Genomic DNA, 21,978 nt, shown 5'->3' with positions numbered 1-21,978 from the left:
CCGTTCCGTTCGCTCGCTACAGTGCTTATGCCCCCAATCGTTTTCCTATCGGACAAACGGTTTGGAAGGGCGGGTTTCCTGCGTGGTCCATTCGCAGGTTGATTTCAAACCAAATCAGCATTGAACGGAATCCTTATCATGTCGACACAAGCAGCAAATACGAAGTTGTTTTTTAGTTTTGGCGTTTTAGTGGGCCTCACCATTGCAACGCAACCAGTGTTGTCTCAAACATCAAGTTTCGAGCCAATTTGTCAAGTCAGTTCATTCAGCGGGTTCTGCCGATATACTCCTTCTGCACCGCTGGTCACCACGCCCACTCCGGAGCCTTCCCCTTACACAGACAAAGACATCGCCACCTACGATCGTCCGTTCGATGTAAATTCGCTTTGGAACATCAGACCGCGTCAAGTCATTTTTGGCAGCTCGGTCATTCCTACGTCCACTTATTTCCCATTGATTGGCACGGGCAAATATTCCACCACCGCATTTGAAGCCAAGCCCAGCGATGAATCCATGACGGTGTATCCGCCTCCCGGCGCGCACGGCGTCTGGGATCCTGATTCAGAATCCAATCTGCCTTCAATCACCATACCCCATTGGCCTGCGGACACTGTTCCGGCTAGCGGCACAGACGGTCACGCCGACATTGTCGATGCGGAAAGCGGCATCATTCATTCCTTCTGGCAACTGCGCAAAACCAACGGACGCTGGACGGCGGTTCAGTATGCTTGGTCGCGTTTGGACGGTCGGGGTTGGGGCGATGGTGTGCATTACTTCCAGGGTGCCCGCGCGGCGGGTGTTCCTTCCATGGCGGGGCTGATCCGGAAAAAAGAGATCAACGATGGCGCGAGCCAGTACTATCACGCGCTGGCCATGTCACTGACTTACACAGGCATGTCACAGTACGAACAGTACGTATTCCCGGCCACATCGGGTGACAGGACGTGGAAAGAGAACTCAGGCCGCTTTCCCACCGGCGCTTTGTTGATGTTGCCCCCCACTTTCGATTCAACCAAGATAAGCAACCCTGACTTGCGAAAAGTGGTGAACACCCTGAAAACATACGGGGCTTACGTCATCGACAGGAATGTGGGCACACCGTTTTACATCTATGTGGAAAATGGTACCAACTTCAATCTTCACAAGGGTGGGTGGAATTCACCGGTGGGCAATGATCTGCATCGCATCCGTGAAGCGCTGCGTCAGGTCACCTACGCCAAAGACTGGGTTAACAATCGCGGCGAACCTGTCCAATCTCTTGCGCCCTTGAATCTAACCACCATGCGGGGTCCGTGGAAGCCTGTTATTCAAGGTGCTCCTTATCCTGTGTACGATTCTTTGTCTCAAAGCGCAGTATTTGGGCCAACCGACAAAGCGTATGCAGCTGAAAGTGGATCAGGTCGATCTATTTCACGTATTAAATGGGCGAAACCTGAAAAAGGTAAACTCTACGAATTCCGGGTGCATGCCACCAACGGCGGCCGCGCCTACCTTCGGTACTGGGGTGGCGGCGTAGAGCAATTTCACACAAGGCCGCTGGCAGATGGGGAAACCTTCAGGCTTCATTGGCCCTCAACGGATGGAGTCTCCATTCTTGGGGTTGTAAGCGGGGTGGGCGAAAAAACTTCAATCCGGACCACACTCACCGAGGTAATTGAATAAATCTGAGTGGTCGGAAGTAGATCGTTTATTTTCGAAACTTTAATGACGCCCAAACGTTGATAGTCAGATGCCTATCAACGTTTACGGAGCGTCTTTTGAATTTGTTATCTTTTTCCTCATCAAGGCCAGGCCTTGCTGTCGCACTCATCTTTTTTGTCACAGCACTGGCCTCTTGTAAAACACAGGCCGAACCACCCAAAACAAGCTCTTCACAATCTGTTGGTTTCGGAACCTTCGAGCGACCCTTTTCTGCAAAATCCTATTGGAACGCCAGGCCAGTCGGCGTTCAATTCGGATATTTTCAAATTCCAGATTCCACCTACAGTCCTTTGGTGGGTGAAGGGCCTTATTCCAGCACGGCATTCCTGGCCAGCAAATACGACAAGCCTGTGGAGGTTTTTGGGCTGCCGGGCAAACGCGGTCTTTGGGAACTAGATGGCGAACAGTTCATTACCAGTATTACCATTCCGCGTTGGCCAACCCGCACAGTGCCTGCTGCAGGTAGCGACGGTCATGCCGATATTATTGATCCCGTTGATGGTGTCATTCATTCATTTCTAAATCTGAAAAAAGGCAGAGATGGACGCTGGACGGCCTCCATGTATGCCTGGACACGGCTAGACGGTCGTGGTTGGGGCGACCCCTCCCATTACTTTCAGGGCGCGCGTGCTGCTGCTGTGCCTCCCATGGCGGGCCTGATCCGCAAACACGAAATCAATGATGGTCAAAAAACATACCGGCATGCGCTGGCCATGTCACTTACATTCAGCGGACTGTCTAGTCGAACCGGCTATGTGTTCCCCGCCTCATCGGCAGACCGAACTTGGCGGGACAACACCGGCATGATTCCCGAAGGGGCGTTGATGATGCTGCCCGAAGATTTCGACACTGCTTCGATTGAAGACCGTGACCTGCGAAAGGTGGCAGAAACACTGAAGGTGTATGGTGCATATGTGGTTGATCGAAACCATGGCACGCCTTTTTATATCTATGTGGAAAATGGGGCAGATTTTAATCTGCACAAACCAAAGTGGAATCATGCTGTCGATCAGGATTTGAAACGCATGCAAAAGGCATTGCGCCAAGTGGTGGGTGTGAAGGGTTGGCTTGACGGGTATGGAAGGAAATTCAGTCCAGAAGAAAAGCTGAACATGATTTCCATGCGCGGCCCCTGGGTTGCCACTGCAGGAAAAGGTACCGCAAAATTCGACACCTGGTCGCAGTCTTTGATCCTCACCGGGGCTTCGTCGCGTTCCGAATTTCAGCATCGAAACAATCGAAGTTTCAGTGGTGTGAATTGGGCAAAAATGGAGGGTGGGCAGCGCTATAACTTAAAGCTTCAGTCTTCTGAAGACAGCGAACTTCAACTGACGATTTTGGGCAACAAGGGCAATCGCACAATGTTCAGTTCTCATTGGCTCGGCAATGGTGATTCTGTCGAATTCACCTGGCCTGGCGAGTCGAGCCGTGCTGTTTTGTCGGTTCGAAAACGATCCGACAATGGTGGGGAAAGCAGGGTAAGGGCCTTTGTTTATGCAAAGGATGAAGGCATCATCAACCCCCTGAGCAAGACTTTGTCACGATAGAAAAAAGGGATGTTTGTCATTTTGGTTCATTGTCGCGTTTTGAACGAACCCATTTGACCTGTCGGCGAAATATGAAGCCCACATACACCGACAGTTTGGAAACAATATAGCCGGGAGCCGTTAAAAGTTCCCGGCCGGATATAACATGCCTGCCAAATTTGCGCCAAGCCATCGCCACTGCGCAGCCTATCCCGATCAGGTAAATTGAACCTGCCAAAAAAGGTAGGGAGTTGCCTGACCAAGCCCAAAAAACGCCAGCCAACAGTTGCCAAATCACGGTAAGCGCAATCAACAAAGCCAGCGGTGGAATGCACAGGTCAAGCGCGAGGAAAAACAGAGACACATCACGCGTTGCGAAAGCAGTTCGCAGCTTTGGAATTCCTTCTTTGAATATCATCGCCAAGTGACCGTGTTCCCAACGAATGCGTTGTGATTTCACACCGGTTTGGTTCGTGGGAAATTGGCTGATGACCAAAGTGCGCTCGGAAAATAAGGGTGGATAACCCAGCGCGGTCAGTGCAATTCCCAGTTTCATGTCCTCCACAATTTCGCCGGTGGCCAATGGCACTGCTGATAGCGCAGACCATGGGAAGGCCATGCCGGATCCGGTGAGCTGACAAGGCAAGCCCATGTTGTGCAAACCCAATGGTCGAACATGATTTTTCACCAACCATGCAAACTCTGCAATCTTGGATTTCACAGACACATCGCCTGTATTTTTCATCAAGTAAAGCGCTTGCACTGGGCGTTTGGTTGTTAAGGCAAGCAAACTCAAGGGTTCAATCACTTTGGGACTCAACACACAATCTGCATCAAGAATCACCACCACCTGTGGCAGAGTTTTGGCAAGGTATTGAACTCCAAAATCAAGTGCGTAGCCTTTGCCACGTAGCAAGGGATTGGTTCGCTCAATCACTTCGGCGCCTTCGCTGCGTGCGACTTCGGCAGTGTCATCACTGCAGTTGTCTGCAACCACGACCACGCGCAGGTTTTTAATGCCCTGCTGCTGAACGGAACGCAGGGTGGGAATCAAGTTCACTGATTCATCATGCGCAGGAATCAACAGAGCGATTCTTAAAGAATCAGTCGAATTGATGTATGAAGTGGCTTGCGGCTGGCTGGAGTTGCGTCTCCAGCATGCTGCAGCTATTTGAATACAAAACCACAGCACAGGGATGGCCAGCAACGTTGCGAGAAAAGCAATCAAACCGTTAAGAATCAACATGGGTTATTGTCGCTCCATGCCGTGTTGGGTTCGCCCTTCACATTGGCGAACAAATCAGCAAGCTTGCTGGCCTCGGTCGTAATGTGGTGTTGGGCCAGTACGGCTTTCTGTGCGTTTTCACCAAGGCGTCGCAGGGTGTATTCATCGGCACGCAGGCAAGTTTCCATGTGGACAGCCAATGCTTCGACATCGCCAGCCGGGCACAAGAATCCGTTGCTTCCGCACTCCACCAGTTCAGGAATTCCTGCAATATAAGTGCTGATCACGGGGCGCTTTAACGCCATGGCTTCCATAATGACAACCGGCAGTCCTTCCGCGAAACTGGGCAGTACCATGGCACGGGATTTCAAAATTTCTTCGCGCACCTGGCTGCTGCTGATCCACCCCGTGATGTGTACATTCCCGGTCAAACCAAGGCTTGCGATTTGGCGTTCAATTTCTGGGCGCATTTCTCCGTCACCCGCCAACACAAGTTGAAAGTCGATTGATTTTGCTTTCAGCTTTGCTGCTGCTGCCAACAGAATAAGTTGACCTTTTTGTTCACACAGCCGCCCCACGCAAACCAGGCGTGGCTCGATTGGGAATGTGTCTGGCAAGTTGTCATGAAAATCGGCTTCAATGCCACATCGCACCACCTTGACCTTCTGCCAATCGGCGTGTTGAATCCAGCGATAAATCTGGCTTCTGCAGTACGACGTAATGGCAACAACAAATGCGCAATTTTTTACTTTCAAACCGAGTCGAATGAATTCAGGCTTGTCGAACTCTTCGGGGCCATGCACGGTGAAACTGTAAGTTGGTCCTCCCAACAAGTGAATCAACATCGCCACTTCTGCAGAATTTGCACCGAAGTGGGCATGTACATGTTCAATTTTTTCCTGTTCCAGCCATTGAAGCGCTTTGCAGGCTTCCAGCAAATAAACAAGGTGAAACGGCCAAGCACGGTCAGCCCGTAGACCCATGCCCAACGCAATACGAAGGGTTTTCAAAAATAAAGTGGGACGTTGCAAAAACACTGAGAACCCGGATTTCAACAAACCCAGCACACCGCGTTGTAGCAGGTAGCTGGTTTTTTGCCGTTCAGCTTCATCAACCAGGTCGGCCACCTCATTGTCCCAGCCACGAACGGACAATCTGCTGACATGCAGCCCCAGTGATTCAAGCGCGATAATTTCACGGCGAATAAAAGTGTGGCTTACCTTCGGATATTGGTTCACCAAATAAGCAACTCGGTTCGTATTCATGGCGATGTTTTTCCTTTGGCGCTAAATTTCTGCCGGATGTATGAAAGAAAGACCACTTCAATGCTGTTGGGTCTTCCACTGGCAAGCCACAAAAAGGCCTGTACGCCGACTTGCATCAAGAAGCCCAGGCTGATCATGGTCAGCAACCACAAAGCCTGAATGAGTTTGGATTCGCCAAGTTCGAACCAGGGTGGTGTTTGCAGGGCATAAAGAACCGGGTAAACCAGCACACACGACAACGCCGTGCGCCAATTCAAAACAAGTTGTTCACGAATGGACAGGCCAGTGACTTTTCCAGCGATTGCGAAGTACAACAGCAGGTCTAAAACCGACGAGGCCGCCCGCCCCAACAGCAATCCTGTAAAGCCTCCTTGATACAGTCCAATCGCCATTAAGGCAGCGCGCCCCGCAATAGACAGCAGGTCGCGAAAGAAGGCGAGGCGGGTGTTTAGTGTGGCCATGACCACGGACAAACCAACACCGCCAATTGCTTCCAGGCACAAGGCAAGCACCAGCACGCGAAATACATCCGTGACTTCCGCCCACTTCGACCCCAGCGCCAGGTCGATCAATGGTAGGGACAAAGCGCTGGTAATACTGGCAACAGGTAAAAAAACCAGTGTGACCAGGCTTTGCGTATTCAAATATGCTTTGTTCATGGCCAACTGGTTGTTGGTGTGGGCACGCAGACTGGGTGAAATCACACGCAGAGCAGCACCCAGGGTGTCAGTGAACAACACCGTTGATAAGCGGGTGGCCAATGAATACACCCCAGTCGTTCCTGTGCTGAACATTTTTCCAACCACAAATTGATCCAGCTTGGAGTTCAGGGTTTTTATGAAATTGGCCAGCGAAAGCCACACTGAGAAGCCCCAGAGTTCTCGCCATTTGCTCAGGGTAAAGGCAGGTTTGAAGGGATAGCAGAAATAGGACACAAGCAATCCACACACTTGGGTTGCAAGAGTGCCCAGCACCAAGGCCCAATAATTGCGCAAGTAATAGGCTGCCACCACAGTGACCACAAAGCCTGCAATTTTTTGGCTCAGTCCAAGTAAAAATTCTTTCTTGAAATCAAGGTCCCGAATCAGGATTGCCATTTTAGGATTCAGCAAGGCGCCTAAGAAAAGCGACAAACTGGACACATAGGCGATGCCGAGTAATCGGGGGTCTTCATAGAAACCAGCAAGCGCGGGTGCAATCAATATCACCAGCAAACACAGGATGAATGCGCGGATCAGATTCAGCGTCCAGGCTGTGCTGAAGTGCGCATCATCCACTCTGGGGAGGTGAATAAGCACCGAGGCCATTTGAAGTTCGGTGATCGCCGCAAGAAGCGTGACAACGGCCTCCACCAGCACCACCAAACCATAATCTTCGGGTTCAAGAAGGCGGGCCAAAATAAGCATGCTGCCCAGGCCGATTACCGCAGACAAACCCTTGCCGCCTACCAGCAGGTAGGCGCCACGAAGCGATTTACCATTCATGAACTGGCTTTGCTCGACACGACGCGTGTTGCAGTAGCGTAAAAGGCCCCGGCCACAACCCAGTAATACCAATTGTAGGCAAGGTAGTCGACCACGTTGTCTGACGCATTCAGGGTGAGGTACGACAAAAGTAAACCAAAGTAAACCAGTGCAGAGAATTGATCTTGCTTGATCAGCTTAAATGCATTTGTTATCTGGGCCAGAAAGAACACTGAGAAAACGCCAAATGCCAGCAGGCCCCCATCGAAAAACCGCTCGACGAATACATTGTGTGCGCCAAATTTGCTGCCGCCTGAAAGTGGGAAGAAATCAGGCGAGTGATGAATGAACCCACCAATGCCGTAGCCCAACAGGTAACGGGATGTACTCATCCAGTTCAAGCCAGATTCCCAAATGTGCTGGCGCCAGGCGAAAGAATTCAATTTGCTGTAGTTGATTACTTCGTTGCCAGAAAAAAGATCAACAACCCGGTCTTGAACGGCAGGGCTAAGCGCCGCCAGAGACAAACCCAGCAACAGCCAAATTAAGGTTTTTCTCGAGAACAAAAGGCCATACATCAAACCGATGAGTATCAATGCCAACCAGGCACTGCGAGTTTGGGTAAGAATGATGGACACGATCAACAGGACAAGCAAAATCCACTGAACAATTTTTTCGGTGATTGACGGTGTGGCTTCTCCAGCAGCTTGTTGCAACCTTTGCAGGTAGACAAGCACAATCAACACAAGCAAGCAATAAAACGCATAGATGTTTGGATGGGTAAAAGTTGCGGCCAGGCGACCTTCAACTGCCAGAGACCCCGTCGCGAACTGATACATGCCGACCAGCAGTGGCAACACCGCTGAGAACACAATGACCCGAAGCAGCTTGATGAGCTGATTTTCTTCAATCAGTATCATGCCCACCGTGAAAACTGAAAAATAACTGACGAACGCGATCATGCGTTTGAATGCAGACAAAGGTTCAGGTGAATAAGTAATTCCCAAGGCCATAACCAGCAGTGGAAGGATCCACAGCAGCACACTTTGACGCACGGTCGTTTTGTTCGCCTGAATGCTGATGATCACCGCGCAGGCAATCAGCAACAAGTTGAGCAATGCTCCCAGTCCAAAGCTGGATGAAAACCGCGCGGATTCTAGAATCGGATCAAGCACGCAACGCGTGCCAATCAGCACCAAAAAGAGCAGGCGTGGATTGACAAACAACAGCAAACCCAGAGGTAGCAGCAGGGGTGTACCTAGCATCAGCACGACATGCTGGCCAAACATATTGGCGAATACGCCAAACAACGCACCCAGGCCAAGCAGAGCAGTCAAACCAATCAATTTGGGTGTTGCCAATGTCATCTTAGAAATCCAGCAGCACCGAGCCCAATAGGTTGCCACCAATACTTTGCAGGCTGGCGTTCACTCGCCGTAGTTGCTCCACTTTGGTATGCCCTTGTCTGACTACAACCAGGGACGCACTTGAGCGCAGTGACACTGCCGTTGCGTCGGAGTAAAGAATGGCCGCAGGCGTGTCCATAATCAAAAGATCAAAGTGCTTCGAAAGTTCATTCAACAATTCAGGAAAATAACTTTGTGACAGCAGCTCTTGCGGGTTCGGGGGCATGGGCCCTGCTGGCAGGATGGACAGATTGCGGATACCTGTCACCGGCAGGAAGTAGCTCGAATTTCCCTTGCCTTGAAGCAGGGAAGAAAGACCGCGACGATTGGACACTCCAAAATAATCATGCAGCTTGGAGTTTCTGAAATCAGTGTCAATCAACAGGGTTTTGTGTCCCAGTTGGGAAAAGGAAATTGCAAGGTTTGCAGCAACATAGCTTCGGCCTTCACCGCGCTGTGCACTTACTATGGAAAGTGTTTTGGCCTTGGTTTCGGTTTCAAACCAGCGCAACAACAGGTGGGTTCGCAGTTCCCTGAATGCCTCAGATTTGGGGCCAAATGGGTCATACGCCGACACCAAATCTTCAGAAATTTCGCTGTGACCTTTTTGAAGCACTGAATATTCAAATTGGCGAGCAATCGCAAACTCCACGTCCTCTCGGGTGATTAAACCCATGGCAATTCCCGTTTCGCCGAAAAGAACGTCGTTCTCGCGTTGCATCCGGTGTATTTCCTCGGCTGCCTCGTGCGTGAGGCGTCCGTTGCTCACCAAAATATGGCCGATTGATCGGGAAGCAAACTCCTCGACATTGGCAACTTGCATGGTTGCTGGGTTTTTGTTGGCTATCATGGAATTATTCACCGTGAATTAAAGTTCAGTTTTGGATGTGTCGTGTTTGACGAAATCGTCGCCAACGCAGGTAGCCCGAGCAGACCAAGGTCGTCGGTGGAGCGCACCCTGTAATCCAGAAACTCAACTGCACAAGAAATGACCAGTCCCAGCACCAGACCGAACAGCACTGCGCTTAACGCAATCAGGGTCAATCCAGGGGAGTTTGGCTTGGTCGGTACGCTTGCAGCACTCACTAGAAATGCATTTGCCGTGGTTTGGCGGCTCGAAATTTCCGACATGCTGGTGCGTGCTGAAACCAGTTCGAACTGCTTTTCTGCTGCATCAAGATCCCTTCGCAGGGTCATTGCAGAGTCACGATTTTCGGTCAGTTCAAGAATTCGTTGACGTTGTTCTTCCAGTGCACTTTTCAGCGCGAATTCTTGCGAACCTGAAGCGCGTGCACCTGCCAGTAACGTGGCATTGCTTCGCTGGATTTCCTGATTCACGCTGGTTTGCAAGGCATCCACCTCAGCCTTCAAGCGGCGAAATTCCGGGTGATTAATGCCGATTCGCGCCGAGGCCTCAGCCAGTTCAGACTGCTTTTGCTGCAGCTGTGAGCGCAAGGTGTTCAAAACCACATTGCTGATGGGATCTTGCAAAAGTCCTTGTTCACCTGCGCTTGCAGCACGCCCGACTTGATCAGCACGTCTTGTTTGCGTGTCGGTTAACGCACTTGAAAGTTCGTTCAAGCGAGCATTCTCGACATCAATCTGGTCGTCGCTTGCAATCACAATGCCACGTTCACGTTGGAAGTCGGACAGGCGAGATTGGGCCTTAATTAACTCATTTCTGGCTTCCTGTTGCTGCTCCTCGAAAAACTGCGCATAGTTCTTGGCTGGCTCCACATTCATAGCAATGGATGTGGTGATGTAGGCTTGAGCCAGTCCGTTGGCTAGCTCAGCTGCAAATGTAGGGGAGTTGCTGGTTACAGCAATATACAAAGTATTGCTTTCTTTCCCGGGCGCCACCTCCACATTGCCCTGTACGAAGGCAACTAGCCATTCTTTGAAGCTTTGTGTCTCGCTGGCGCCTTCCTCCCACTTTGCCTTTAACTCCGCATTTTCTTCCAGTTTCAGGGCAGAAATGGTCTGTTCAATCACCCGGCCAGAGGCGGCAAGTTCAGCCTGTGTGTTCATGTAGGCCGGCGAGGTAAAAGGCAAGCCGGAATTGCCCAGCACAGTGTCGGGTGCGCGCACGTCGACTACCAGCGTGGCATTGGCTTTGAATTCATTCGGCAACAACGCCGCCGCCAGAACCGCACCAATCACGATCACACAAAGCGTGGTCAAAGTGATTCGCAGGTGAGCCCTGAAAATTAATTGCAGTTGATTAAATGTCATGGAATAGATCCTGGGCTCAATTAGAAAAAGCTTTGTTTGAAAAACAAGGTGTCGTTGTCTTGTAGGGGCTGATCCAGATCAGGTTTGATCAACGATTCTGTGCCCTGTGCATCTTTGCGGAAAATCTGGATTCCGTTTTGCGATCCGCGCGGTGTCAGCCCGCCTGCTTGCGCCAGTGCTTGCCGCACTGTCATGCCCGTTTCAATCTTGTAAACACCGGGGCGTTGTACTTCGCCATAAACATAATATTGTGGGGCGCGGCCCACGTACAAAGTGTCGCCGCCCACCACCAACACATCCAGATCATCGTTGCCTTTCAGGAAAATTTCCCGAAGATCAATGGTCTTGGAATAGGGTTCGCCGTTTCTGGTGCCTTTCAGAACAACAAGGTCGCCGCCATTCAGGCTTACCGTGGGTGCCGATTGAATCACCCCGCCCGCCATGCTGAGTGCATCGCTTAGTCGAGTGTTACGGCTGTCAAGCGGATAGCGGCCTGGTTTGCTCACGAACCCAATCACTGAAATCTGTGCGCTGCGCATTTCAATGGGCACGATGGACACTTGGGGCCCAACCACAAATTGGCCATCGCTTAAGCGTTCAGCGATAACCTGTTCCGCTTCCCGAATAGTGAGGTTGCCGACAGCTACAGCACCAATCAATGGAAAGGTGATCTCACCGTTTTCGGACACGCGACGGTCGCCCGTGAAGTCCGGGTTCTGGAACACGGTGACACTGATCAAGTCACCACCACCCAATCGGTATTCTCTGCTCTCTTCACTTGCGTGCAAAGGTGTGAGCGCACTGAGAAACGCCAGTAGCGATAAAAGTCCTTTGATCATGATTAGTCCTTTGGTGAATCTTTAAAACAAATGGTTGGCTTAATGTTCATAGCGAACAAAAATATTCATAGAATGGGCGGAGTAATCAGTGTTGACTAGCGTGCTGTCCCGGCTGCGTTTTCGAAGGTTAGCGCCAAGCGTCACTTTGGGATCAATCTGAAATTCAAGGCCCGCACGGCCCTCTCTCAAACTCTCCGTTCTAGGTGCTGTATTAATGCCATCAGTTCCATCGAACTGAAGTTCTTGTGGGCTATAAGCCAGCTGAAACATCACTTTGCTGCTGAGTTCCATGTTCATGGCGATGCTTAGTTGGCGTGCCAAAGCATCTGAGTTGCTGGCATCAGAGATTCCAACAATTTGTTTTCCCCAGATCAAGTTGAAATTGGTTTTCACCGTGGGTTGATAGAACACCTCTAATCGATAGTTTGTTCCAGCAAAGTCGCGGCTTTGTATTTCTTCGTGCTGACGATTCACGGATGAAAGTGACAAGGTGAGTGCAGTGATCTCTGAATAATTCCACTTGGTTAGCAACTCGGTTTCGGATTGTTCAAAGTTGTTCGACACGGTTTGGCCTGGCGCAACAATTTGACGAGTTGGAAAAACACCGGTGGCTTGCTTGAACAACAATGCCGTTGAACTGCCAGTGCCCGGTTTATAGGCCACGCCGATGTAACTGGTCTTGTCGTCACGATTCAAGCCTGCAAGCACTGCTTCATTGGTGTCTTCCGTTCCAATGAAGCGGGTTTCGGTGTTTGCGAATTGACTAAGGACCGCGTAATTGGGATGAAAATTCCAAGTTAATGAAGCACCCAGATTGTCTTGTTCTCGTTTGTTGGCAGTTACAAATCCGGTTTGGATGGGGGCTTGGTCCGATACGGAACTGCCCATAAGGGAGGCGATCAGGGTTTTTCCGATTTCGGAATCCCAGCGAAGGCGGTGTGCATTGCCATCGGTGTCTCTTTCAGTGAAGCGTTCATGTTTTGTGTCACTAAGTGAGAACAGCCCGGTGAATCGTTGGCGGCTGATTTGAAAGTCAATGTGTGTTCCAACCTCAACTCGATCCACGTTGTCCGATCGTGGTGTAGTACCTTCTCCAGACTGGTTCAGCAGGTTGGAGTCGTAAGTTCGGGTGTAGTTGCCAAACGGAGTAATGCCTTTGTTGGGCTCGGTGGAAAATGCTAGTGCCGGCGTATCTTCAAGGCTGATTGCCAGACCAAGAAAAAAACCCGCGAGCAGGCGTGTTGATTTCCACGGTCGCTTGCAGGCGTGATGCGCCGTTGACCCCCCGGCCAAACGATGATGCTCTGAAACTTCCACTGGATACCTGATTTTTAATGAGAAATCTGTTCAACGTTCAACATTAAACACAAGGTAACACCAGGCCATTGAGTACCTCCGTTCTGGGTAGCGAGGTGTAATCATTGCGAGGTACTTGGATGTCGCATGATGTGCATTTGAGTAAAGTGAATGCCATTCGATGCGCCAGAACTTGCCCACTGCGCATCACCAATTGGCTTGTCGTGTAGAGTCAGCGAATTGTTTTCTTAAACTTTGGTTGTGTATGGATCAAGATTGGTCGGCCGATTTGCAGCGTATTGATGGTGGTTCCAGGGCTTTGCTCCGGGAGCAGTCCCTTTGGGCCATCTGGGTTTATCGATTTGGTCGGCGAGTGGATCATCGACCCGATGGATTCCGGAAAAAAATGCTGACCCGTTGGTATTGGTTTTTACACCGGGCTGTTGAAACCCTGACTGGAATTGGCTTGCCCAAAGCATCGAAGATTGGCGGGGGTTTGCGCATTTGGCACTTCGGGGGAATATTTGTTCATCCCGAGGTGGTGATGGGAGACAACTGTACCCTTCGTCAAGGCGTGACGCTGGGCGACAAAGGCAATGGCACCGGCGCCCCGGTGGTGGGTAACAATGTTGACTTTGGTTCTGGAGCCCACGTGATTGGCCCTGTACGTATTGGCAACGATGTGAAAGTAGGAGCGCTGGCCGTTGTGGTCAATGACGTTCCCGACGGCAGCACGGTGGTGGGTAACCCCGCCCGCATCGTGATGCGGGCGACCACAATTTAACGTCTGTTTCGCCAGTACTCTGCCCAAAAAAGTCCGGGCAGCGCCAAGCCATCTTTCAGGTAGCGCTTTGCAAGCCGCTTGGGTTCTGAAAGCATTCTGAACATCCATTCCAACCCTGATTTTGTCATCCATGCTGGCGCGCGAGATTTTTCTCCAGCCAGAAAGTCGATGGTGGCGCCTGCACAAATTGCTACTTTGGCGCCAGTCTTGTCGAGGTGGCGGTCTGCCCAGAATTCCTGTTTGGGCGCTCCCAAGCCAATGATCAAGATGCACGTATTACACGATTTGATCAGCTGGCAAATTTTTTCACATTCCACCGGGTCGTGTTCAAAACCAAACGGAGGGCTGTATGCCCCACAGATGTAGATGGCGGGGTATTTCTCCATGATATTGCGGGCCGCTTTGTCTGCAACTCCCTCGGCGGCACCCAGTAAAAATACCCGAAGCTTTTCGCCGCAGGCATTTGCTTGATGTGCTGCAAACAAAGCAGGTACCAGGTCACTGCCGGTGACCACTTCGGGCAAACCGACATCGAATAAATGCGAGGCCCAGTAGATGGGCTTGCCATCGACCAGGCACAAGCTGGACTCATTCAATACTCGACGAAATTCCGGGTTGCGTTTTTGCAGCACCGTTAAATTGACATTGGGTGTGACAACCCGCTTTGGGCTGACAGAATCGTCGTTAGCCCATTGCAGAATTGTTTGTACTGCTTGTTGCTGTGTCACTGCGGAAAAATCAAGTTCGAACAGTGTTTTTCGTACGATGCTCATAAAATACTGGCTCTAAATGGGTTGGGGTTGGGACGGTGATGGGTGTGCCTGTTTTGCTGGTTCTGCGGTATTTGATCCACTGTTTCCCTACCTGAATAAAGAACTGTTCGTAATAACGGGTAGACACATAGGCCACGGCAAACAGAACGATGAACAACAGAGGACGCTTTGCATACATGGTTAACTTGTCGCCTGATGAAAGCCAGGTCAGAAGCAGGAAAGGATGGATGATGTAAAGTGCATAGGAGTGTTTGGAAATCCAGCTCCACATTGAACTGGCCAGGGTTCGAGTTGCATAAGCTTGCGTGTTGAACAGCAGTGAACCGATGAACAATGCGGCAATGTATGGGCGCAGGATGAACAGCAAGGGATGTGGGGGGGCCAGGCTGGCAACTGCCAACCCGATCATCATGTACAGCGGGTTGATCATCGCCAGATTTTTCTTGAGGTACTGCGAAAGTGGTGAATCAGAGTGCCAGATCAAGCCCAGGCTTAAGCCAATCAATAGTTCGTCAAGTCTGAACAATGTGGTGGTGCTGAACAACGCTTGTTCCTGAAAGCGATAAATACTGAGTACCACGCCCAGCATCACGAGCAACTTCAGGCCAGATCTTTTAAAAACCAGAAAACCCAGGGCTGCCAGGATATAGAAATGAATTTCTACACACACGCTCCACAGGTGCTCTGTTTCCTTGAAGTAATGTTCAGGAAAATTGTTCACGATTACCAGGAAATGCGTGCTGAACGATTCCATGCTGGTATTTGGCATTCGCCACGCGAAAGTAATGGCCAGCAACAGCAGCAGCAGCGGCATGATTCGAAAAGCCCGGTTGATTGCGAACTCAACCAGCGATCGCTCGGTGATCAGTTTGTGTGCAATTAAAAAGCCTGAAAGTGAAAAGAAAATCGCCATGCCAAATTGGCCCACCGCGATGTTCAAATCAAAATATGTTTTCGGGCCAAGCGGTAATAGGTGGCATGCCAATACGCACAATATGCTTAACGCACGTGCGCCATCCAGTGATTTCCACTGGGAGTTGAGTGAGGGCTGATACGTGTTCATTGAAGTCTCTCCGGTTGGATTTATGACCTCTATGAGTGTTTTACCCTCAAAGAGAGTCGACGCAAGCGTAGCAGCGTGATCTCTCTGGTGAGAAATGACAGGGGTAGGTTAGCTATTAGTGGGTAGGATTAACTTTGCCGAGGTTGGTGTTGTTCCCATTGCCATGCATGGGACACCATGACATCCAGTTCTGCAAAGCGTGGAGTCCAGCCCAGTTTGTGCATGGCGAGCCTTGAGTCTGCAACCAGGCGTGCCGGGTCACCCTCGCGCCTGGGTGCATCCACAACCCGAATATTTCGTCCGGTCACTCGAATTGCTGAGTCAATGACTTCCTGGACCGAGAAGCCTTGCCCATTGCCCAAATTGTATTGCTGGCTTTCCGCGCCATTGGCTAAGCTAAGCAGTGCAAGCCAGTGTGCTTCACACAGGTCGCTGATGTGAATGTAGTCGCGTATGCATGTTCCATCGGGTGTGTTGTAGTCACGGCCGAACACGGAAATGGAAGGCCTGCGACCGGATGCGGCTTGAAGTATCAAAGGAATCAGGTGGGTTTCAGGGTCATGGCGCTCACCGAGCTGGCCGTCGGGGTCTGCTCCAGCGGCATTGAAGTAGCGAAGGCACACCGATTTAAGGCCATAGGCCCGGTCGTAATCGCCGAGGATCTGCTCAATAATCAGTTTACTGCGCCCGTATGGGTTGATGGGAACCTGGGGGTGTTGCTCATCAATCGGCGAGTAACGCGGCTCGCCAAAAGTTGCAGCGGTGGACGAAAAAATAAAATTTTTGACACCGGCCGAATTCATGGCATTCAGCAGGTTTAATGTATTGGTCACATTATTCTCGTAATACATCGCAGGTTTTCCAACCGATTCACCCACTTGAATGAATGATGCAAAGTGCATGACGGCATCAAATTTCTGCTGGGCAAACAAATGTTCCAAAAATACTTTATCTGCCAAATCACCTTGCACGAAATCGCCGTGAAGCACGGCATCCCGGTGTCCGCTGATCAAATTGTCCATCGTGGTGACTTGACAACCAGCCAACGCAAGTTGCTTCACCATGTGTGACCCGATGTAGCCCGCGCCGCCGACCACCAATACCTGTAGATTTGTCATAACTTCAAATAATCCGAATTTTGAAAATAGGAGGTTGATTGCCCAGATTGACCACTCATCCACTCGAAGGTTACCGAAATGAATAATGTTTTATACCCCCTTACTTACCTGGGTTTGTGCCCTTTCATGATTGTACTTGCAAGGGCGCTGCAAACCCAAGAAGCCTGTCAGCCCACCTTCTTGGCGGCTACCCCGGCCGAGGCAGCATTCGCCATGAACAATCTTCCGGTTGAGAGTTTGGTGATTGGACTGGCTGGCAACTCCTCGCACGGAGTTGATGTGCTGGATGCTGACGAAGAATATCAGTCGGTGTACGGTTTCATGAAAGCCAAGTACGGCGGATCACATCCAGTTTGGCGTCAGCGTGTAAACGCGATTTATCGATTGGTGGAACGAACGGTGATCGAGAGAAAAATCACCATGATGATTCTATGGAATGGCAACGACTGCATGGGCAAAGTGTGCCAAATTCTGGCAGCGAAATACGATTTAAAAACTGTGTACCTTGAAAATGGTTATTTCCCCAACACCTTGCAAATAGATCCCCAAGGAGTGAACGCCGAAGCGAGCATCGTGAACGTACCCGCGCGCGAATGGCTGCACGGTTCTTCATTGGCTCAACCCCTTGCTGTTGTGCAAAAGAAGAACGCGCCAATCGCACCGACCACAACGGTGCCATTAAGTTTTGTGCAACGTATGAAGCTAAAACTGAGCGCTAAACTGCTACCCGGTTTTTATGATCGATATCCCGAGCTACGTGATCAGAAAGTTAAAAAGCAGGTTCAGACACCTCTCGAATTGTCGTCCACATTGCGCGTATTGAACAAGAAAAAGCCATTTGCGCTGGTGGTTCTACAAGTTCACGACGACACACAGATTTTGCTGAATTCCAAACTGTTCAACAACCCCAAGGATTTTCTGGTGCATTGCTATGAAAGCGTTCGCAATGTGTATGGGCCGCGGTATGACATTGTGGTCAAGTTGCACCCCGTCGATATGGACCGGATTTGCTATGCCGACATGGCTGCCACCATGCATGGCGTCAGCTGGATTGGATCGGAGCCGGTTCAGCCTTTGCTGGATGAATGTGCATTCGTCATGGTGGTGAATTCCTCCGTGGGTTTGCAGTCGATTGCACTTCACAAACCCACCCTTGTGTTTGGTGAAAGTTTCTATTCAAGGCAAGAGATATGTAGAGTGGTTAAGTCAGTTGACCAGACCGAACGCCACTTGAACGAGCTCAAGCTTGGGGATTCAGTTGTTGACTCCAGGGCAGCAGACAATTTTCTGGCTTTTTTGCATGCGAGGTATTTTGTGAAGGGTTCCTGGAATCTTGGGCGCGACAGTGACCTTGGGCCGGCAGTCAACAGAATTCATCGCATTCTGGAAAACTCAATCAATTGAGTGGCAGGGCCATTTTTGGGTCGGCCCTCACTCCATATTCCATAGATAAACAGTATTCCACTCGAGGGGGTGACCCACCCGAGTTAGGGTTGCGGACAGAACGGAAATAAAGTTTGTCCCCCTCATCTTTTGATCGGTAAAACGGAGGAAAACAAGAAGCAAATCGCGTTGATGCGTTCCGTCAAGGCAGGTACGAGGACACAAATCTATCCACTCCTTTATTCAAGGGGTGAGCTTTTTTTGAATACTCTTTGGTGCTTGCAATATGAAACTCAACGACCTCGATTCCGTGCATGCTTCTGCTGCAACGGTGGTTCCCTACCTTCGGTCCACGCTCAAGCGGATTTTTGACATTGTCTTCTCATTGATGGTGTTGCTGCTGATCTCCCCGATCTGGCTTGTCGCAATTTTTCTGGTTTCCCTTGATGGTGGCCCGGTGTTTTACAGTCAACGGCGTGTCGGCCTGAACGGTCAAACATTCAAGTGCTGGAAATTCAGAACCATGGTTGTGAACGCCGAGACGGTGCTCCAAAACCTGATCAACACAGATCCAAAAATTGCACATGAATGGAATTCAACCCAGAAGCTTAAGGTAGATCCGCGTATTACCTGGGTGGGTAAGTGGCTGCGCCGTTGCAGCGTGGATGAATTGCCCCAATTCATCAATGTGTTGAACGGCACCATGAGCGTTGTAGGTCCCAGACCTTTCGCGCGTGAGCAAATTGGTTTGTACAGAAATGCAGCCTTGGTGAAATACCTTTCCGTAAAACCAGGTTTAACTGGTTCGTGGCAAGTGTATGCGCGCCATGACACCACATTCGCCTGCCGCGCAAAATACGATGAGCTGTATGTGGATCAAGCCTCTTTCGCAATGGACTTGGCTCTGGTGGTAAAAACACCGTTGGCCATGTTGCGGGGCCAGTAGCGCGGTCAGGTCGCAGGGTGTGCAACAATATCGCTCGAATTGAGTCAATACACTCTGTTGCCCCCGAATTACCCGAGACCATGCCATGAAATTTTTTAGCAAGAACCGTTTTTTCAACATATTGGCCGTATTGTCCATCGGCTTGGTTGCTGCATGCAGCGATTCGAATGGTGTGGGCAACTCCGCTGCCCAGCAAGCTGATAGTTTTGTCGAGGTCTGGAAAACTCCCAGTTGTGGTTGTTGCTCAGCCTGGGTCAGTCATCTTGAGGAAAACGGCTTCACCGTGAAGGTGAACGACGTAGACAACACCGATTCCTTTCGTGCCGCACTGGGAATGCCCCAAGAATATGGCAGTTGCCACAGTGCCCGTGTGAATGGTTACGCCGTTGAGGGCCATGTGCCGGCAGACGACATCAAGAAACTGTTAGCCGAGAAGCCTGACGCAGTGGGGCTTGCTGTGCCTGCCATGCCCATGGGTTCGCCCGGTATGGAACATCCGGATTTTCCCGAGAAGCGCGCGGAATACGATGTGCTATTGGTGAAAAAGGGCGGTGCGTTTACCAGCTATACGCATTACGACGCTGTCAATTAAACGGCAGCAGAACTCTAAGCTCCACGAATATCGCTGGGGCTTTTTCCAAACCAGCGCTTGCAGGCCCGGCTGAAGGCCGAAGCGTCTGAAAACCCCAAGTCCAGTGCAATTGCCGTCAGCGAGTCCTGGCTTTGTTTCAGGCGGCGTTGCGCCTCGGTTTGTCTGATTTCGTCCACGATCGCAGCTAGGCTGGTCCCTTCCTCAGCCAGCTTTCTTTGCAGGTTTCGCGAGCTCATGTTCATGTAGGCCGCCACCTCTTCAATGCTGGGGGCACCTTGCGCCAGCTGTTGGGCAACCCATGTTTTCACCATTCTGCTGACGCTGCTTGCCGGTTTCAATCGTTCAATGGCGGCCTGGCTGGCTTGGTCAAGGTGCTCGGCAATGAGCGGGTTGGCACCCTTCAGGCGTGTGCGAACAGTGGCCAGTTCATAAACAATCCGAAACGTGTTGCAGTCAAACCGCAAAGGTGCCGCAAAGCTTTTTTCGAAAAAGTCCAGGTTGTCGGCTTGGGGGGCTGGGCGTCTTAGCTCAATCCGCAAGGGAACCAGGCTTGGGTCACCCAACCCTTTGCCCGCATTGGCCAGCAGGCACATAAAGCCATCTGTAGACTGGTGGGCGGGTTGCGCGCCTTCCTTTATTTTCAGTTCGATCGTGAACTCGGATTGCGTGGTCAGCAGAATGAATTCACTGGCATCAGTCACCAGTTCAGCAAATCGTCGCATCCTGCCGAATGCTTGTTCAAGGGTTTCGCTGGCCATTACGCTTAGGCCTACCGCGTGAAATGTGGCCGGGGTGATGTGGCGAATGGCCCTGATGCCCAGTGTTTCATCGCCAGTGGCCTGCACTGCCTTTTGCCACAACAATGTGGTTTGGGGTACGGGGTAGCGGGCTTCGGGAGAGTCAAGTAAGGCGAAGTCGAGCCCGGCCTGCGCGAACAGTTCAGGTGCATTACATCCCTGCAATTCAAGTTCACGGGCTAGCCCACGCATCCAGCTTGCTAGAGCGGTGGGGGTGTTTGAAGTCGAACTTGCCGTTTTGTTGGTCATTGTGTGTTTGTTTTGGCGCCGAAGGTCATGGGCTTGTCGTTGTAGAACAAGCTTTACTTGGTAACACCAAGCATACTTCAATCACGAAAAGCCAAAATCGAAAGAGGCAAGACAATGACAAGTTTGAGTGAAAAGCTGATGAACCAACCAGTGAAAACCGAGGGTGGTTCACGAATCAAGCAGAACAATATCAACGCGCAGGATCAAAAGCGAATCGCAACAATCAAAACGGCCATTTTGGCCGAAGGCGACAGAATTCGCGCCAAATATCCGATTTTGCAGCACCAAGACGCCATCGGTATGGCGATTTTGTTGTTCTCGATGGCAGGTGCGGCATTGACGGGCTGGGCCTACCTTGAGGGTGTGCTGGCCTGGTATGTGACCATTCCTGTTATTGCAATTTTCCTGAGCTTCACGCATGAACTGGAACATGACCTGATCCACTACATGTACTTCCGCAAAAACAAGTTCATGCACAACCTGATGATGGCGCTGGTCTGGATTTCCCGCCCGAGCACCATCAACCCTTGGTTGCGTCGCCACTTGCATTTGCACCATCACAAGCATTCAGGCACCGAAACTGACCTGGAAGAACGCGCGATCACCAATGGCGAGCGCTTCACGCCACTGCGTTTGTTGATGATGGTTGATCTTGAGCTTAGCGTGGTTTTGCGTATTTTTCAGATTCCGAAAAAGTATCGTCTGAAGGCGTTGATGAAGGGCGCAGCGGGTAATTTCCCCTTGGCTTCTGCTTTCTGGGTGAGTTTTCACGCCTATGTAGCGTATTGGGCCATTGAGGCGGCCGCCTGGGCTGTGGGTTACAGTGTTCCGTGGCCCGCGTTTGTGACACCTGAACTGGTGGCGACGGCCAACACAGTGGCAGTGCTGATTTTTGCGCCCAACCTGCTGCGCTCGTTTTCTATCAACTTTATCAGTTCGAACATGCATTATTTCGGCGATATCGAAGATGGTAACTTCGTGCAGCAATGCCAGGTGTTGAACAGCAAATGGTTTTTCATTCCTCACCTGTTCTGCTTCAATTTCGGCTCTACTCATGGCATTCACCACTTCGTAGTGCGTGACCCGTTCTACATCCGCCAAATGACCGCCAAGAAGGCCCACGAGGTGATGCGTGCCAATGGTGTTCGGTTCAATGATTTGGGTACCTTCAAGCGGGCCAACCGCTGGGCCATGACTGAACAGGGTAGCGACAAGAAGGCAGGATACCAGGCCGCTTAAGAGCCTGTTGATCCACAACCGCCCTTTGCTAGGGGAGGGCGGCGTAGTTCTAAAAGAGTGCTTTTCGGGAGGAAAGCACTC

Annotated in this window: 19 protein-coding genes; 7 read left to right on the top strand and 12 right to left on the bottom strand. The window is 50.9% G+C overall.

Annotation, left to right across the window (positions count from 1 at the left end; genetic code table 11):
* The first annotated feature begins 138 nt into the window (after positions 1-138).
* Both NSP04_RS04620 and NSP04_RS04615 read left to right on the top strand, forming a co-directional pair.
* Positions 139-1,662, top strand: coding sequence for an Atrophin-1 multi-domain protein (locus tag NSP04_RS04620; protein WP_257511153.1), 1,524 nt, complete (start codon positions 139-141; stop codon positions 1,660-1,662).
* 332 nt (positions 1,663-1,994) lie between these two features.
* Entirely contained in the window at positions 1,995-3,248 is a 1,254-nt protein-coding gene (locus NSP04_RS04615) for an alkaline phosphatase family protein (protein WP_257511152.1), read from the top strand.
* Positions 3,249-3,264: 16 nt separating this feature from the next.
* Here the strand turns inward: NSP04_RS04615 and NSP04_RS04610 are convergent, their stop codons facing one another.
* The 8 genes from NSP04_RS04610 to NSP04_RS04575 are packed head-to-tail and all read right to left on the bottom strand — an operon-like array spanning position 3,265 to position 12,974.
* The gene (locus NSP04_RS04610) at positions 3,265-4,473 is read right to left on the bottom strand and encodes a glycosyltransferase family 2 protein (protein ID WP_257511151.1); all 1,209 of its coding nucleotides are present in this window, start codon (positions 4,471-4,473) and stop codon (positions 3,265-3,267) included.
* Positions 4,467-5,717 carry a glycosyltransferase family 4 protein gene (locus NSP04_RS04605; RefSeq protein WP_257511150.1) on the bottom strand — a complete coding sequence of 417 codons (1,251 nt, stop codon included), beginning with the start codon at positions 5,715-5,717 and terminating at the stop codon, positions 4,467-4,469. The genes NSP04_RS04610 and NSP04_RS04605 overlap by 7 nt, the downstream gene beginning before the upstream one ends.
* Positions 5,714-7,201, bottom strand: a complete 1,488-nt coding sequence (locus NSP04_RS04600; protein WP_257511149.1) for a lipopolysaccharide biosynthesis protein — start codon at positions 7,199-7,201, stop codon at positions 5,714-5,716. Before NSP04_RS04600 ends, NSP04_RS04605 begins: the two co-directional genes overlap by 4 nt.
* Entirely contained in the window at positions 7,198-8,547 is a 1,350-nt protein-coding gene (locus tag NSP04_RS04595) for an O-antigen ligase family protein (RefSeq protein ID WP_257511148.1), read from the bottom strand. The genes NSP04_RS04600 and NSP04_RS04595 overlap by 4 nt, the downstream gene beginning before the upstream one ends.
* Position 8,548: 1 nt before the next feature.
* Entirely contained in the window at positions 8,549-9,436 is an 888-nt protein-coding gene (locus NSP04_RS04590) for a polysaccharide biosynthesis tyrosine autokinase (protein ID WP_257511147.1), read from the bottom strand.
* A gap of 8 nt (positions 9,437-9,444) precedes the next feature.
* Positions 9,445-10,818 (bottom strand): hypothetical protein, encoded by a 1,374-nt coding sequence (locus NSP04_RS04585; protein WP_257511146.1) that lies wholly within the window; start codon positions 10,816-10,818, stop codon positions 9,445-9,447.
* A gap of 20 nt (positions 10,819-10,838) precedes the next feature.
* Positions 10,839-11,657 (bottom strand): polysaccharide export protein EpsE, encoded by an 819-nt coding sequence (gene epsE, locus NSP04_RS04580; RefSeq protein WP_257511145.1) that lies wholly within the window; start codon positions 11,655-11,657, stop codon positions 10,839-10,841.
* 39 nt (positions 11,658-11,696) lie between these two features.
* Positions 11,697-12,974, bottom strand: coding sequence for an outer membrane beta-barrel protein (locus NSP04_RS04575; protein ID WP_257511144.1), 1,278 nt, complete (start codon positions 12,972-12,974; stop codon positions 11,697-11,699).
* Between the two features lie 244 nt (positions 12,975-13,218).
* On the opposite strand from NSP04_RS04575, the gene NSP04_RS04570 reads away from it, so the two are divergent.
* Positions 13,219-13,737, top strand: coding sequence for a serine O-acetyltransferase (locus NSP04_RS04570; protein ID WP_306815228.1), 519 nt, complete (start codon positions 13,219-13,221; stop codon positions 13,735-13,737).
* Here NSP04_RS04570 and NSP04_RS04565 read toward each other — a convergent pair.
* From NSP04_RS04565 to galE, 3 genes are all read right to left on the bottom strand, one after another.
* Positions 13,734-14,510: a WecB/TagA/CpsF family glycosyltransferase gene (locus tag NSP04_RS04565; protein WP_257511143.1), complete on the bottom strand. Its 777-nt coding sequence runs from the start codon at positions 14,508-14,510 to the stop codon at positions 13,734-13,736. The genes NSP04_RS04570 and NSP04_RS04565 overlap by 4 nt on opposite strands.
* A complete protein-coding gene (locus tag NSP04_RS04560; protein WP_257511142.1) occupies positions 14,476-15,573 on the bottom strand; it encodes an acyltransferase family protein in 1,098 nt (365 codons plus the stop codon). Before NSP04_RS04560 ends, NSP04_RS04565 begins: the two co-directional genes overlap by 35 nt.
* 128 nt (positions 15,574-15,701) lie before the next feature.
* Positions 15,702-16,691 carry a UDP-glucose 4-epimerase GalE gene (gene galE / locus NSP04_RS04555; protein WP_257511141.1) on the bottom strand — a complete coding sequence of 330 codons (990 nt, stop codon included), beginning with the start codon at positions 16,689-16,691 and terminating at the stop codon, positions 15,702-15,704.
* A 78-nt stretch (positions 16,692-16,769) separates the two neighbouring features.
* Here galE and NSP04_RS04550 point away from each other — a divergent pair, with 78 nt between their 5' ends.
* From NSP04_RS04550 to NSP04_RS04540, 3 genes are all read left to right on the top strand, one after another.
* Positions 16,770-18,095: a capsular polysaccharide export protein, LipB/KpsS family gene (locus NSP04_RS04550; protein WP_257511140.1), complete on the top strand. Its 1,326-nt coding sequence runs from the start codon at positions 16,770-16,772 to the stop codon at positions 18,093-18,095.
* 265 nt (positions 18,096-18,360) lie between these two features.
* Positions 18,361-19,020: a sugar transferase gene (locus NSP04_RS04545; RefSeq protein ID WP_257511139.1), complete on the top strand. Its 660-nt coding sequence runs from the start codon at positions 18,361-18,363 to the stop codon at positions 19,018-19,020.
* An 85-nt stretch (positions 19,021-19,105) separates the two neighbouring features.
* The gene (locus NSP04_RS04540) at positions 19,106-19,612 is read left to right on the top strand and encodes a DUF411 domain-containing protein (protein WP_257511138.1); all 507 of its coding nucleotides are present in this window, start codon (positions 19,106-19,108) and stop codon (positions 19,610-19,612) included.
* A 14-nt stretch (positions 19,613-19,626) separates the two neighbouring features.
* Here the strand turns inward: NSP04_RS04540 and NSP04_RS04535 are convergent, their stop codons facing one another.
* Positions 19,627-20,658, bottom strand: coding sequence for an AraC family transcriptional regulator (locus NSP04_RS04535; RefSeq protein ID WP_257511137.1), 1,032 nt, complete (start codon positions 20,656-20,658; stop codon positions 19,627-19,629).
* Positions 20,659-20,772: 114 nt separating this feature from the next.
* Here NSP04_RS04535 and NSP04_RS04530 point away from each other — a divergent pair, with 114 nt between their 5' ends.
* Complete coding sequence (locus tag NSP04_RS04530; RefSeq protein WP_257511136.1) at positions 20,773-21,897, top strand: fatty acid desaturase; 1,125 nt, start codon at positions 20,773-20,775, stop codon at positions 21,895-21,897.
* Positions 21,898-21,978: the final 81 nt, after the last annotated feature.

The organism is Limnobacter parvus (genome assembly GCF_024623725.1).
Taxonomy (GTDB): domain Bacteria; phylum Pseudomonadota; class Gammaproteobacteria; order Burkholderiales; family Burkholderiaceae_B; genus Limnobacter; species Limnobacter parvus.
The sequence above is the reverse complement of the archived record's forward strand: the minus strand, read 5'-3'. Positions and strand labels throughout refer to the sequence as shown.